Annotated in this window: 13 protein-coding genes; 9 read left to right on the top strand and 4 right to left on the bottom strand. The window is 66.6% G+C overall.

Annotated features, from left to right (window positions below):
- The first annotated feature begins 1,691 nt into the window (after positions 1 to 1,691).
- Positions 1,692 to 3,755: a hypothetical protein gene (locus BS329_RS15605; RefSeq protein ID WP_143253050.1), complete on the top strand. Its 2,064-nt coding sequence runs from the start codon at positions 1,692 to 1,694 to the stop codon at positions 3,753 to 3,755.
- Between the two features lie 1,278 nt (positions 3,756 to 5,033).
- Here BS329_RS15605 and BS329_RS15600 read toward each other — a convergent pair.
- The 4 genes from BS329_RS15600 to BS329_RS15585 form a co-directional block, all read right to left on the bottom strand.
- Positions 5,034 to 6,227, bottom strand: a complete 1,194-nt coding sequence (locus BS329_RS15600) for a hypothetical protein (protein ID WP_076161335.1) — start codon at positions 6,225 to 6,227, stop codon at positions 5,034 to 5,036.
- A 232-nt stretch (positions 6,228 to 6,459) separates the two neighbouring features.
- A complete protein-coding gene (locus tag BS329_RS15595; protein ID WP_076161333.1) occupies positions 6,460 to 6,681 on the bottom strand; it encodes a hypothetical protein in 222 nt (73 codons plus the stop codon).
- Positions 6,682 to 6,781: 100 nt separating this feature from the next.
- Positions 6,782 to 7,711: an NAD(P)-dependent oxidoreductase gene (locus BS329_RS15590; protein WP_244197170.1), complete on the bottom strand. Its 930-nt coding sequence runs from the start codon at positions 7,709 to 7,711 to the stop codon at positions 6,782 to 6,784.
- Positions 7,712 to 7,734: 23 nt separating this feature from the next.
- Positions 7,735 to 8,574 carry a GntR family transcriptional regulator gene (locus BS329_RS15585; protein WP_084749774.1) on the bottom strand — a complete coding sequence of 280 codons (840 nt, stop codon included), beginning with the start codon at positions 8,572 to 8,574 and terminating at the stop codon, positions 7,735 to 7,737.
- Between the two features lie 502 nt (positions 8,575 to 9,076).
- On the opposite strand from BS329_RS15585, the gene BS329_RS15580 reads away from it, so the two are divergent.
- The 8 genes from BS329_RS15580 (at position 9,077) to BS329_RS15550 (ending at position 13,010) form a co-directional block, all read left to right on the top strand.
- Entirely contained in the window at positions 9,077 to 9,304 is a 228-nt protein-coding gene (locus tag BS329_RS15580) for a hypothetical protein (protein ID WP_076161324.1), read from the top strand.
- Positions 9,301 to 9,549 (top strand): hypothetical protein, encoded by a 249-nt coding sequence (locus BS329_RS15575; protein WP_076161322.1) that lies wholly within the window; start codon positions 9,301 to 9,303, stop codon positions 9,547 to 9,549. The genes BS329_RS15580 and BS329_RS15575 overlap by 4 nt, the downstream gene beginning before the upstream one ends.
- A complete protein-coding gene (locus BS329_RS42565) occupies positions 9,546 to 9,797 on the top strand; it encodes a hypothetical protein (protein WP_143253049.1) in 252 nt (83 codons plus the stop codon). Before BS329_RS15575 ends, BS329_RS42565 begins: the two co-directional genes overlap by 4 nt.
- 352 nt (positions 9,798 to 10,149) lie before the next feature.
- On the top strand, positions 10,150 to 11,040 hold the full coding sequence (locus BS329_RS15570; RefSeq protein WP_076161319.1) for a hypothetical protein: 891 nt from the start codon (positions 10,150 to 10,152) through the stop codon (positions 11,038 to 11,040).
- Positions 11,041 to 11,483: 443 nt separating this feature from the next.
- On the top strand, positions 11,484 to 11,768 hold the full coding sequence (locus BS329_RS15565) for a hypothetical protein (RefSeq protein WP_076161316.1): 285 nt from the start codon (positions 11,484 to 11,486) through the stop codon (positions 11,766 to 11,768).
- 6 nt (positions 11,769 to 11,774) lie between these two features.
- Positions 11,775 to 12,026 carry a hypothetical protein gene (locus BS329_RS15560; protein ID WP_076161314.1) on the top strand — a complete coding sequence of 84 codons (252 nt, stop codon included), beginning with the start codon at positions 11,775 to 11,777 and terminating at the stop codon, positions 12,024 to 12,026.
- Between the two features lie 19 nt (positions 12,027 to 12,045).
- On the top strand, positions 12,046 to 12,549 hold the full coding sequence (locus BS329_RS15555) for a hypothetical protein (protein ID WP_076161311.1): 504 nt from the start codon (positions 12,046 to 12,048) through the stop codon (positions 12,547 to 12,549).
- A 17-nt stretch (positions 12,550 to 12,566) separates the two neighbouring features.
- Entirely contained in the window at positions 12,567 to 13,010 is a 444-nt protein-coding gene (locus BS329_RS15550; protein ID WP_076161308.1) for a hypothetical protein, read from the top strand.
- Positions 13,011 to 13,069 lie beyond the last annotated feature (59 nt).

Raw genomic sequence — 13,069 nt, 5'->3', positions numbered from 1 at the left:
CCCCGCTACCCCCGCCGGTGGTTGCAACCCCGTGACCCCTGCTCTTCAGCGAGCGGGGGGCCTCGGCTCGTGCGGCGAAGTCCAGGAGGCGCCGCAGGACTAGGGGGTTGCTGGTCCCCACCCCAAAGGTTCGCGAACTTCGTGTCGTTGAGTGGGGTGGGGGTCCCTATGGAAGTTGTCAAGCCGCGAGTGTGGGGTTCCGGTGACGGTGACGGCCCTTGCTCGTCGAGCGCGGCGAGCGATGTTCCGGAGCCCACGAAACGGCCTCCGATCTTGGAGGCAGTGGTAGAGCTGGCCGAGCATCCGGTTGAACAGGTGCCGCAGCGCGCGGTTGGAGTGGCGGTCGCCGTGGGTCGCTGCGGCGTCGGTAGTGGACTTTGGCGGGTTCGCAGGTGTGTGTGGGTGGCGGCGATGAATGCCCAGAGCCAGCCGACGGCGGCGAGGCGGTCATTCTTGATCCGCGCGGTAGGTGACGGAGATCGAGCGCCTGGACGCGCGGGTGACGGGTGCGCGGGAGCCGACGCAGGGGCCATCGAGCGAGTTGAGTAGCGCGAGGGCCCGGCGGCCGAAGGCGTCTTCGACGAGTGTGGGCTGGCGCAGCTGGGATTCGCAGCGCCGCCTTGATGTCGCCGGCGGGTCTTGTCGACGTAGCCGGGTGCGGCCGACGCGGCGCAGAGCCGCCGGCAATGCGGGGCCTTCGACAGCGTGGGCCCTGATCGCCGGGGGTTGGTGCGATCGCGAGGATCGCTCGGGCGTTCCCCGAGCTGGCGAGGTTCGTGGCGGACTTGCCCGGCGAAGGCCGCCTGCACGATGCCGAGCAAAGGTGAACAGCCCCCCGCCGAGACCGGAGCCGCCGCTCTCTTTTTCGAGACCTCAACGGGTCAGGTACGGGAAGGCCTGCGCCCCAGTCCCAGCGAGGGGCGCGGGGAACCTCGCCGCGGGCTGCGAACCCCGAAATCGATGACCCGCGCCGGGTCGACTCTCTCCTGCCGGGCGAAGGTTCGAGCACCTCGCGGGAACGCAAAGCAGATTCCCTGGAATGTGGGGTAAGCATGCTCGAAGCGATGGCCGACGGCTTGCGTGGCGTGATCAGCGAGCCCCTCCATCGACCCCCGAAGGGCGCCGATCCCCGGCGAGTACCCTGCCTGCGCTTCCGGAGATACTGGGGGCGCGCCGTCGCAGCCGCCCTGGCCGACAAGCCGGAACGGGGAACGCCATCTGCGTTTCGCCTGGTCAGCTCACTGCAGACAAGCTAGTTCCAACCCCTTGAGCGCGCTGACAATTCGTCACGGTGACGTTTTGACTGCTGGGCTTCTCCCAGCGCACACCACGAACGGGCCGTGTGGGGCCTAACTGGTAGTATCAGCGCAGGTCAGGGGCATGGAAGCCCGCCACCCTCGCTGTGGCCACGCCAAGGAAACGCTCAAATGTGGCGATTTAGCAGTCTGCTGTGCAACCCTGGCGTGGTGACTGGGCCTGGAGGATTGCATTCGTCGCGGATCACGGATGCGGAGGCCGAGGTACTCTCGCTCCTCGCGTCGGGCCCACCTCGGTTAGGCGAACGTGCCCGAGCCATCCTGGCCGCCGCAGACGCCGAAAGAGATCGGACAGATCCAGCACCTACCGAGACTCTCGATCGAACGGCAACCAAGTGGCGTTCAAGGTTCGAGCAATTCCGGGTCGGAGGCTTGTTGACCCCCACGCCGACCCCGGCGGACCTGCGGTCGCAGGAACAGGCCATCCTAGAGGCGTTGGGCGCGATCGGCGGTCAGAAGCCAGTGACGGCACTCGCCTTGGCGGCGAAACCTGGCGTTGTGTTATCCCAGACGATGATCTCCCAGGTCTGGAGGCATGCCGGGTTCACCCCGACTCCCCCGGGGCTCCTGATTGCGGATCCGTGGTTCGCCGGCCAGTCCCGGATGATTGTTGGACTGTTGGTCGCTGGCGCCGCGGGGGGCACCTCGATGGACGTGCGCCAGAGAATCATTCCGGGAGGACTCAAGATCGCGGTCTTCGCGGTGGGGCAGCGCCAGGCGACAGGTCGCTCGAAAGATAGCGAGCGTCAGCAGATCGCAGCCCTTCGTGGACGTCAGCAGGTCTTTGACGAGAGTCTCGCCGTGGCGAGTGAGGCAACCCGCCTGGCTAAGCGGCCGCGGGGCGTCGCCGATGAGGTGGCCGCCGTCGAAGTCGTCAGATTTCTCTCTGACCTGCGAGCCGAGGTGCCACCCGAGTTCACCGTGCAGGTGATCGCGAGTGTCGCGCCTGGTCCGGTGATCGAGGTATGGGCGTCACGCCAGCAGCGGGTGGTGTTGCGGCATACGCCAACAGACGTCGCATGGTCAGCGTTGTTCACCCGCTGCGCTGCGGCGACCGTGTCGATGCTGGAAGCACGCGGGATTCCGTCGCCGCTGCCGGCGGCCGCCGTCCGGCTACGGGCCGAGTGCGCTGCGCCGGCCCCGTTCAGTTGCGGCGGATGGCGAAGGCCAGACGACGTCCCGTCGGTGCTTGCCGTACTTGGCCGTCGCAGGCCGCGTGCCAGACGGTCCGCCCCTCCGGCTCAGACTTGGCAGGTTGCGCTGCAGGGGTTGCGGGACCGTCGGTCGCCGGACTTCCCGGCCGATCTCCCTGCCTATGAGTTCTTGATCGCGTTGCGGCAGCGTAGCCGTGTCGAGCCGCTGGTGAAGTCGGACCTGCTGGCGGCGCTCGTGGTCTGGAACGACCTGTCCATAACACGTGATCGGTGCGAAGCCCAGCTCATCGCGTTCAATATTGAGGCCGCGACGAACTCCACGCAGAGCAAGACCGCCCCCCTTCTGGGCCTTGGCAGCGCCGGCGCCGTCGGTCTGAGGCGGCGCAGACTTGCGTCCGGATCGCCTCCTGGCCGCCGCGGCCGCAGAGCCACTCCGGACCCGCGAAACAGCGTGGTGTTGGACGAAGAAGGGCGCCGTCGCGATGTTGTCCGTGACGTCGTGGATGAGCTGCAGGCGTGGTGGGTCGACGATCTCGTCGACCACGAAAGCCTGATCGAGCGAATTCCCGCTCGTGACGACGTGTTCGGCATGATCGCTTACATCGTCGACCCTCGACGGCGCATCGCGCTGCACGCCGATTCGGACAGGCCGACGCCGACCGAGCGACGTCAGGCCGACGGTCACGCCGGGTTGATTCTCGCGAACGACGTCTACCACCGGATACACGCCGAGCGCGCGGGATGCATCGACCTCGCCCGAGAGTACGGCGCGACATGGACCGAGATCGGCCTCGCGGTCGGCAAGTCCAAAGGCGGGGCATACAAGGAACGCGTCGCACTCGCCCGCATGGCCGGCGACAACGACCAGGGCCGCGAGGCCAACGCAGCTTCCACTGTTCCGGCCTTCTGGAAGGGCTACGTCAGCGAACTCCAACGGCAGATCACGGCGTTCATCGACCACGCCGACTACTTCGCCGACGACGAGAGCATCACTGACTGGCTAGACCTTCTCTCCTTCGCCGGAATCGGGCTGGGACGTCAGCACTTCACCTTCTTCTTGGAACTGGTCGACGAACTCGCTAACGCCCTCGATTGCGTCGCGTGCGATCTTCCCCAACCACCTGTGGCCACAGACGACTCTGGGCGACGACTGTGCCTTCGGTGCAAACTCGGAGCACGTGCCGACCTCGGGGATCTCTTCGATGAAGCAGTGAACCTGAGCAAGACCCTCATTAAGGAACGCCGTGCCTCGGCCTCCTACGAAACTGCATCGCACCAACCCTGATTCTGGCCCGACGGGTCCATCCGCCCGACTCGTGCCACGACCCTGGCGCGCAGGGATCGTCGCCGCCCATACCGAGCCGTGCTCGCCCTCGTGCAGGCAACCGGATTAACTCGGTCAACCCCAACCCCGCTCCACAGCCCTGGACACCGCGCGTCAGTAGCGACGGCGAGGAAGCTTCACGCTGAACGTCCGGCTCTGAGCCAGGCTTGCTGATTTCGTCGAGCGTGCGTGGGCGTGCTTGTTCGCACCGCATGGGAGTGCACTCGGACCGAACGCGGTACTCGATCCGCACGTGTTCGACGACGCGCGCATCACGCGTGTGCGCGCCTTGATACACGGGGCGACGGCTCGCGCACCGGTGCTTCCCCATCGGGTGCGCATTCGGCGCACACGTGCGCAACCTCGACCACGTGCGCGGCTGCGCGGGCGCTCGCCTTCGCGAAGTGCGCGATCCCCATCCCGTGCACGGCACTCCCGTGCGCGGGAGTCCGGGGCGTGAAGTTCAGGGGCGTGCACGAGGGGGCGTGCACGTCCTTTGAACAGGTACTTTCCGTGCGCGCCTGCCCAGTGCCCCATGTATCTCAGGCAGACGACGGGGCGCGCACGGCCCTTCCTGCGCGGTCCGCGCACGGGCAAGGTTCAGGGGTCGCACGGCCCGGCCCCGCCGCGTGCGTACAGCGCGCGAACGGGCCTCACGATGAGCCCCCGGCACCTGGGGCAGGCTCGCGCACGTGACGAACCGTCCGACGGCGCGTCTCCGCTGAATCGGAGGTGCGCGTCTCGCGCACCGGACGGGGACTGATGAGGTCCCTCGACCCAGCCCGCCGCGCGACGCGGCTACTCGCACGGGGTTGGCGTCGGCGGTCGAGGCGTAGGAGAGCACTTCCGCGACCCGACGGCTTCGTGTCGCGACTGTGATCCTGCACGCGGTTCGGGCGCGTATCGGTCACTCTGTGTTGAGGAAGCAGGGGTTTCGAAGGGGGTTTCGCAGCAGGGCTGGGTGTGTTTCACTATCATTGGCCTCGCGCGCGTGCGCGTCGCGCGCTGCGCGTTGGGAGTCCCAGAGCGGGCCAGTGAGAAACCCGAAACCCTATCGGCCGCCCTTCATCACTGAGAGTCACTCACATTCGGTCTTGGTGGCCTGAAGTCGCCGGTCGTTAGCGAACTCTCACCAGGGCCCCCGCGGTCGCCGATGTTGCTAAGGGGAGCAGCGACCGCGTGAGGGCCAGGAACGTTGAACCAAGATCAACCGCTCGACTGATGCTGGCTTCTGGTTCCTCATCGTCGTGACCTTCCACGACGACCGACAGGCTCAAGAAGAGTTAGATCCTGCAGGTTGTCGCTGGTGTCGCCCCGGCTGTGGGGGACCAGGCGCCGCAGCTCGATCTCGCAGGCAACAAGCTGCCGCGCCGCCTGAAATGCTTGCCTGCCGCTCAAGCGCTCGACGTCGGTGATTAAGCGGTCGCGCTCGTCCCCCAGCTGCACCAGGTCCGCGATCGCGTCCGGCGGTTGCGCGTGCGCGTACTGGGGTTGAGTTTCAAGATCACCTTGATCTGTACCCCCTTCGGCAGGTGAGTCACTGGATCGGAACGCCGGGTCTGGGGGCGGCGTTTCGCCCCCAGCTTGTCTGTCTTCTAAATCAGTAACTTCGTGAACTTGGTACTTCTTAATGGAAGTCGAATCTTCGACGTCCGGTGCGACCTGGTGTTCTGGGGTGTTTCCGCTGGTGACACCGGACATCGGATTTTCGACATCCGGTGTCACCAGCGGGTCCGTAGTAGCTGCCCTGGTCGTGCCGGACGTCAACTTTCCGACCTCCGGTGTGACCAGCGAAGATTCCTGAATATCGGGGTATTCGCTCGGTGCGTCGAAGAGCGAAGCGTCGACCGAGTTCGCGAGCCGGAGACGAACGGGCTGAGGTCGCTTGGCGGGCTCCTTGACCGGAGCCCCGCGGCGGCGCGGGTGCGGCATCAGCCTGGTCTCGGAGGTCACCTGACCCGCCCCGACATGGCAGTACAGCTCGGCGGCCAGGATCTTCACGCGACGTGTCTCGCGCCGGCCGTTCTCGTCCGGCTCGCCGTAGGGGATGAAGATGTGCTTGCCCGGGGCGTGGGACTTCACCAGCTCGGCGAAGAGCTGTTCGCTGATCTGTACCCGGCTCACCGCGTGCTTGGTGTAGCGGAGGCCGGAGCGCTCGTTGCTTCCCGCCGGGCGCGCGTAGGTGAACTCGATCCGGACGAGGAAGCGTTCCTCGATCAGGCGGTTGTAGGCCTTGGACAGCACGGTCTTGCCCTGCCCGGGGCAGCGGGCGGTCAGCTTGGTCAAGGTGATGCCGTACCCGCTGCTGTGCCGGACGAAGGAGGTCAGGACGCCGAGGGCCAGCAGGTCCCGGCGTTCCCAGAAGTCGATGGTCTTGTTCGGGATCGCGGCATGGTGTAGCTCGTGAGGAGAGATGTCCTCGATGAAATCCACGTAGTCTCCACATCGTTTGTGGAGCCCGGGGTGGACCACGGCACGACGCCTACTGCACCCAGCGTCGATAAAGTAGGATTCGCAGTTGCCGGGTTTATCCCAGGCTCTTGAGGACGCTCCGCGTGTGAAGGTTTGCCGCCATGCACGCGGGGCGTTTTTCTGTTTAAGGTCCCAGAGGCTGCTACGAAGAAGCGTGACCGCCGCTTCGAGCACAACCCGGGATTCGAAAAGATTAGGTCTTTGCCACTGCCTCACCTGGTGTGTCGTCGGGAAGAAGTGAGTCCTCGAGGACCTGGCGTCCCTTGTTCCCGGCCAGCTGCAGCAGCCTGTTTAGGACTCGCGTCGGGATGGCCGTGGCGTAGGGGTTGTCGTGGTAGCTCAGGGGAACGGAGTGGCCGTCCATCAGGGTGCGGCGCAGCTTTCCGGGGTGACGGCTCACCTCTTTCATGTCCATCTGGGTACCTCCTGTGATCATCGTTGTATCGAGAGTAGCGAAAGTACGTACTTTGTCTACCTTGAAGAGGTGATCGAAGGAATCCGTGAGCGTTTTCGGCTCACTGCCGGTCAAGTACGGCGTTCGACGGTGTGCAGCCCGCCAAGAAGGTCGCGACCTGCTCGGCGGCGACCTGGTAGCAGCGTTCGTTGGTTCCCGGAACGGTGCGGGACATGTGCGGGCTGATGATCACGCCGGGCGCTGTGTAGAGCGGGTGGCCTGCGGGCAGGGGTTCGGGGTCGGTGACGTCCAGGGCCGCGCGAAGGCGGCCCGCGTTGAGCTCCAGGAGCAGGGCGTCGGTGTCGATGATCTCGCCCCTGCCCGCGTTGACCAGCAGCGAGCCATCCGGCATGGTGGCCAGCATGTTCTTGCCGAACAGGCCGCGCGTGCTGGTGGTGAGCGGGGCGGCGATCACGACGATGTCGTGGTCCGGAACCAAGGCCGGAAGATCGGCAGCGGTGTGAACGCCCTCGCGAGCGATCCGGCCGACGAGCGTGACCTCGGCGTCCATGAGCTGGAGGCGCTTCGCCGCGGCGAGCCCGATGTGGCCGGCGCCGACGATGAGGGTTTTCTTGCCCGCCACCGTGTCGGCCTCGACCTTCCGATGGGCCCAGACGCCGTCGTGCTGGTAGTTCAGCAGCGACGGCCAGCCCCGGTACTGGCACAGGATCGCGGAGAGGATCCATTCCGACACCGCGTGGGCGTGGCCGCCGCGGCCGCTGGCGAGCATCACGTGCCCGGGGACGTAGGGGGCCCATTCGTCGCTCCCCGCGCTGAGCAGCTGCACCATTCGCAGGTGGGGGAGTTGGGACAGCAGCTCGAGAGGGCGGTGGCTTCCTCGATACGGCGGAATCATGATCTCGGCTGCCCGCTGGGACTGGTCGAGTTCAGTGGCGGTCGGGTCGTAGGTGACCACGTCGGCACCGTCGAGGCGGTCGAGCAGGTCCACGCCGACCCTGTCGTCGGTCTCGTCGCTGATCAAGATCTTCACGGGTTCTTCCTTATCCCGGCGGTTCATCGCGCGATCCGGGCGAGCAGCTCAGCTGCCTGTTGTTCCAGCGGGGGAGCGCCGGCGCTGTTGTCGATCACCGTGTGCTCGATTTCCGGCCGCATGTCCAGGTCGAGACCGTCGAGGTAGGCGTCCCAGTTGGCGAGCTTGTAGGCATCGCGCGCGGCGCCGCGGCCCTGGATGTAGGTCCGCATCGTGTCTGGGTCGCAGCGGACCCAGACCACGTGCAGCTCACCGCCGAGGCGAGTGACCAGGGCCTGAAGCCGGTCGCACCAGGCTCGGTCGGCCAGTTCCTTGGTGAACGGCGCGCTGACCACGACGCTGATCCCGCACTCGAGGTTCTCCTGCAGCGTCATCAACAGGGCCCGATACTCGGCGGGGCGAATGACCTCCAGATACGTGTCAGACTCTCGGTCCGAAGCCAGCTGTCCCAGTGCTTCGAGTGAGGCCTCGACCACCGCCCGGGTCGTGGTGTCCTTGTCCACCATCGCTGTGCCGCTCAGCCGAGCGAGTATTCGGCCGAACTCCGACTTGCCGGTGCCGGCGAGCCCTCCGATCGCGACGACGACCGTGGTCGTTCCGCGCTCGGTTTGGGCTGCTCCTTCCGGGTAATGGACGATGCGGCTGCTCTTCGCCTTGCTGACCACCAGGCCGTCAGCGGCGAGGTTCTGCATGGCCTTGGTGATGGTCGCGCCCGAAACGTTGAAATCGTCCGCCAGCTCGCGCGTCGACGGCAGCTGGCTCCCATGCGCGTATCGGCCGGACTCGATGCGATCGCGGATGACCCGGGTGACGGTCGGGACTGTGCTGCCGTAACGCATCTCGTCGGCTGGTCTTGTGGACATATCGGCTCCATTGGGTGAGCAGTCGCGAACAGGTGCGCTCAGAAGCTAACAGAGCATCCAAACGTGAGAAGTCCTCAGCGTCGACCTGGAAATCTAGAAAAACCCAGCTTCAAACAGTTGACCGCATCTGTTTGCAACTGTACGTTTCTGATCATCAAGTTGGCGAGTACCGGTCCGAACCCGCGCTCGCCGCCCAGACGGCGGGTCTGCGCCCGTGGTGGCTAGCTCCACTCCTTCGGCTGTGCCGTGAGGACTCCCCTGTAGACGCGGGGAGACGCAGAGAACTTCACAGGACCGCGAGACCTAGGTCCCCAGACACGTATTTCCAGCCCGCCAGGACGGTAAGCCCGAGCGATGCGTGTCTGGGCATCCCCGAAGTGGAGGCGGTCCCACCTACTTTTCTCACAGTTCTTGCAGGTTAGACCGATCGATGCCTGCCGTTGGCCCACCCGCTCTTCCCCACGGGTGGGCCTTCGGGAGTCACCAACGAACGGAGGACGACTTGATTGTTTCCGCAGGTCACCACGGCGACGGGTTCACCCAGGTCGATCTCGACCTGCTCGCCGCCAGCGACCACCAGCTGCACGAGATCGCCGAGCGGATCGCGCTGCTGACCATCAGGAAGGACGAACGCGCACGTCTCTTGCGCGTCGCGCAGGCGCGACCGCTCGTGGCTGTCGCCCCGGGATACGGGAGCGGAGACCACGACCACCACGAGGAGGCGGCATGACGAACGCAGCCGGCAATCACCGAACCGATGACACACCGGACCACGCGGCCCAGGGCAAGCCGCCCACCGAGCTCGACGACTCCGTCGGCCAGCCACTGCTCGCGGCCGCAGCGATCGCGATCGGGTTCCTCGGGCTGATGTTCGGTACCGAGCAGCCGACCCGGGTCGCGGCCGCGGTCGTCGGGTTCGCCGGAGCTGCATGGCTCTTCCGGGTGTTCCGCGCCCGAGGAGAGGCACGGCGATGACCATCCCCACCGCCAGGCCCCCGGATCCCTGCGCGCGGCGGCAGGACCGGCGCACCTGTGGGTCCAGCGACCAGCTTCAGCGCCTCGGCGTCGGCGGCAGAGGAACGAAACCCGCCGCCAGTGAGGCCGAATTCGCCCGCCTCACGCCCTTGATCACCGAGAACGACAGCGGCCTGTCACATCTCCAGGACGCCTTGCGAGTCACCTCACCTCGGGCTCCGGCCCCGGGGACCGCTCCTGCTCACTGAGTTCTTCCGAGCACGTGGTCTCCGGCGCCGGATCTCGATCCGACGCCCGGCAGAAAGGACTACCGTGCCCGACGCGATGCACCTCGGCGCGTCCGAAGACCAGCCCGACGACGACTTTTCGAAGTGGGCAGCCCAGTTCGCAGCCGAATCGCCCGACGACCAGCCCTCGCCTACCAGCGACCCGCCGTCCACACCCAGCCCCGAAGCCGAGGTAGACGTCCCCGCGACGTCGCCGCCGTCGGCCCCACTGCCAAGCCCGGCTTCCCAGCCTTCTGCTCCGCCGTCGCCGATCCCTCCGGATCCTGCTGAACCGGTTCCCCCGACAACTACTGCTCCTGCCCCGCGAGCGGCAGTGGAGTTGCCGCAGCCGACCCCGCGCGCCCCAGCGGTCAGGACCCCGCCGCCTGAGCCGACCAAACCTGAATACAGCGGGGAGAAAGCGTTCAGCGGGGTCTACTGGCTCGTGATCGTTGTCGGGTTCGTCGGCCAGATCGTCGGGTTCGGCAAGCTGTTCGGCGGCACCCTGGCCGCCTACCTCGTCGCCCTCATCATCGGCGGCGCGTTCGAATTGGTGATGGTGTCATTCGGGGACAAGGCGCTCGCGATGCGGGTGGAAGGCTACAAGACCCGCCAGTGGATCCCGTTCCTGATCGCCTCGGCGATCTCGGCCATCACTGCGGCTGCGATCAACCTCCACCACTGGTCCTCTGTGGACATCACAGCTGCCGCGATCATCGGCGGCACCGCGTTCTTCGGCTACATCGGACACATTTTCAGCGGGTTCGTCGCGGGCACGAAGTACAAGCGCGAGCGCGGCGCCCGCGACAAGGTCCTGCTGGAGATCGCCGACGAGCAGAGGCGGGAGGCCGACGCTCTGCGCAAGCAGGAGGAGAAGCGGATCCGCGAGACCACGCAGGCGGCCGACCCAGGGCCCGCGCGCCAGAGTTCGCCTCCTCCGGTAACGGTGACCGCGACGGCGCGTCAGCCCGCACGGGACAAGCCGAGGACGAAGCGTCAACAGAGCACGAGCGGCAACGAGCCGTCCGAGGAGCGGAGGCTCAAGAAGGAGGTCGCGTTGCCGTGGATGCTGGCTCAGCCCGAACGGCCCGGTCCGGCAGAAGTCAACCGTCACTTCGAGAAGCAGGGTTACGCGCCCGTCAACAGCTCCACGATCCGGCGGTGGTGGCCGGAGCACGGCCCTCGGCCTGAAGTCACTCGGGACGCCGGGTCGGCGTCCACCTAGGAAGGAGATGCATTCGTGGTCGGATTTCTGCTCGGCACGCTCCTGGTCATCAACACGATCCTCGCCATTGTGTGCGGTCTCCCGGTCGAGATCAGCAGGGCGCTCCGTGCCCGCGCCAGGCGCTGATCACCCGGCGGCCGCACCCCCAGCCTTCCAGCTCGGTCCAGCACCGGGGGAGCGCTCGCGGAGGTTCACTCCCGCCGTCCGCGAGCGTTGCCCAGGCCCCTGAATCGGCCCACCCAAGATCGACCGGAAGCCGTGTGGTGAGCGACCACACACTGCACGGCTTCTGGTTCCCCACCCCGCACAGCACACCCCTCCCTTGTGCAGTGCGGGACATGCCAGTGCCCGAGCGCCGCAACCCCGAGGAAACCGTGAGGTCTCAGGGCGCTCGGTCACCGGCTCCACGCCCCTGAACTCGTTGCTATGGAAAGGAGAAGCGTGTGCCCGAACGTGTCCGTTACGAACTGCGGATCGCCCGTCTCGACGACGGTCCGATCCGCTACGACCCCGGCGACCTGATCGAGTTCTTCGTCCTCGACGACGAAGAGACCGAAACGGTTCTGGCCCGGCACTTCGTGCCCCTGGCCTGCGCCGCCGAAGGCGAGAAGGTCCGCGACCGGCTTTCCCAGATGCGCTGGCTCAACGACTACGTCCTGCACGTGTTCCAGCCCGGATCCCGGAACCCGGTCCTGAGGTCCCGCGCGACACGAGGATGGGAGGACTAACGCCCGATGGTCGGTCACCGCCGCACCCGCAAACCCGGCACCAGCACCACCCGACCGCGGCACCACGACAACGCCAAAGCGCAACTGCTGGAGCGGCTCGACGCCGCCACCGACGCCACCGGTCGCCTGCAAGCGGCCATGGACTACCTGCGTGGCGCCCATGTCCGTGCCACGCGCCGGGGCGAGCCCGGCGCCGACGACGTCCTCGACAGCGCTTCCCACGCTCTGGTCCGAGCCGGAGACCGGCTCATCCAGTAACCCCTGTGAAGGAGATGCCATGTCCGCCGTGCACGACGAGCAGCAGCCCGCCGGGACCACGACCACGACGGACGTGGTCACCGGCGAGCACCCCGCCCAGCCTCGTCCCGAACACCTTCAGGTCATCGACCCCGACAGCGAGCCGCCTCTGCCACCGGTGAAGGAAAGGATCACCGACTTCGTCACCAACAAGGCCCTGCCCAGGTGCCGGTCCATGTTCGTCCCGCCGGACTTCATCACCCAGGACCGGCCCTCCCTGAAAAAAGTCCACGCCTACGGCAAACACGGGCAGCAAGTCCCGGACGAGGGCCTGCTGCGTCTCGTCGCGAGGGCCTGGTCCTGGTTCGCGATGTACCACGAAGGCCGCGGCGCACTACGCGGCTGGCTGATGAGCAACCCCTCCCGGGCGTGCGTGTTCGTCGCGCTGCTGATCACCACCGCGCTGATCCCGGAGGGCCGGATGGTCCTGACCTGGCTGCTGTGGCCCGCGCACACCGTCATCGAACTGCTCACCGACCTCTGACCTGAAAGGACTCCGACATGTTCTCTGCCGCTGGCTGGCTGATGCTGCTGCCGACCGCTTTTTTCTTCTTCCTCTGGAAGAAGATCTCCAAGAGCAAACAGAAATGGATCCCCTGGTTCGTGTCCCCGATCGCGCTGCTGGTCGCCTCCTCGTGCCTGGCGGCCTCGATCGTCGGCGCGATCTTCGAATGGGCGGTGGGCGGCCTGCTCGGCTGGGTACTTCCGGGCGGGCTCACCGTCACCCTGGTCGCCAGTGCCGCGCTGCTGTTCCTCGTCGTCGGCACGTTCTTCGACCTGATCGACAAAGTGCCGGACAAGTTCGCGAGGTTCGCCCTGATCGCGATGCCGCTCGTCGCGCTCATCGCCGCCGGGCCGATCGCCGCCGGGATCAAGAACGGCACCGACCAGGTCCGCGAGGTCGGCACCGCCGGGTTCTTCGAAATGGTCGGCAAGGGCAAGTAGCCCGGACGTTCTTCCAGGCGCCCCAACGGTTCCGTCCACGAGCATCACGCGAGCGGACG

It is taken from the genome of Amycolatopsis coloradensis (genome assembly GCF_001953865.1).
In the GTDB taxonomy this organism is placed as follows: domain Bacteria; phylum Actinomycetota; class Actinomycetes; order Mycobacteriales; family Pseudonocardiaceae; genus Amycolatopsis; species Amycolatopsis coloradensis.
The sequence above is the reverse complement of the archived record's forward strand: the minus strand, read 5'-3'. Positions and strand labels throughout refer to the sequence as shown.

Coding starts and splice junctions, on each gene's coding strand:
- BS329_RS15595 (WP_076161333.1), bottom strand. CDS start 6,681: ATGGACATGAAAGAGGTGAGCCGTCACCCCGGAAAGCTGCGCCGCACC.
- BS329_RS15585 (WP_084749774.1), bottom strand. CDS start 8,574: ATGTCCACAAGACCAGCCGACGAGATGCGTTACGGCAGCACAGTCCCG.
- BS329_RS15575 (WP_076161322.1), top strand. CDS start 9,301: ATGACGAACGCAGCCGGCAATCACCGAACCGATGACACACCGGACCAC.
- BS329_RS42565 (WP_143253049.1), top strand. CDS start 9,546: ATGACCATCCCCACCGCCAGGCCCCCGGATCCCTGCGCGCGGCGGCAG.
- BS329_RS15560 (WP_076161314.1), top strand. CDS start 11,775: ATGGTCGGTCACCGCCGCACCCGCAAACCCGGCACCAGCACCACCCGA.
- BS329_RS15555 (WP_076161311.1), top strand. CDS start 12,046: ATGTCCGCCGTGCACGACGAGCAGCAGCCCGCCGGGACCACGACCACG.
- BS329_RS15550 (WP_076161308.1), top strand. CDS start 12,567: ATGTTCTCTGCCGCTGGCTGGCTGATGCTGCTGCCGACCGCTTTTTTC.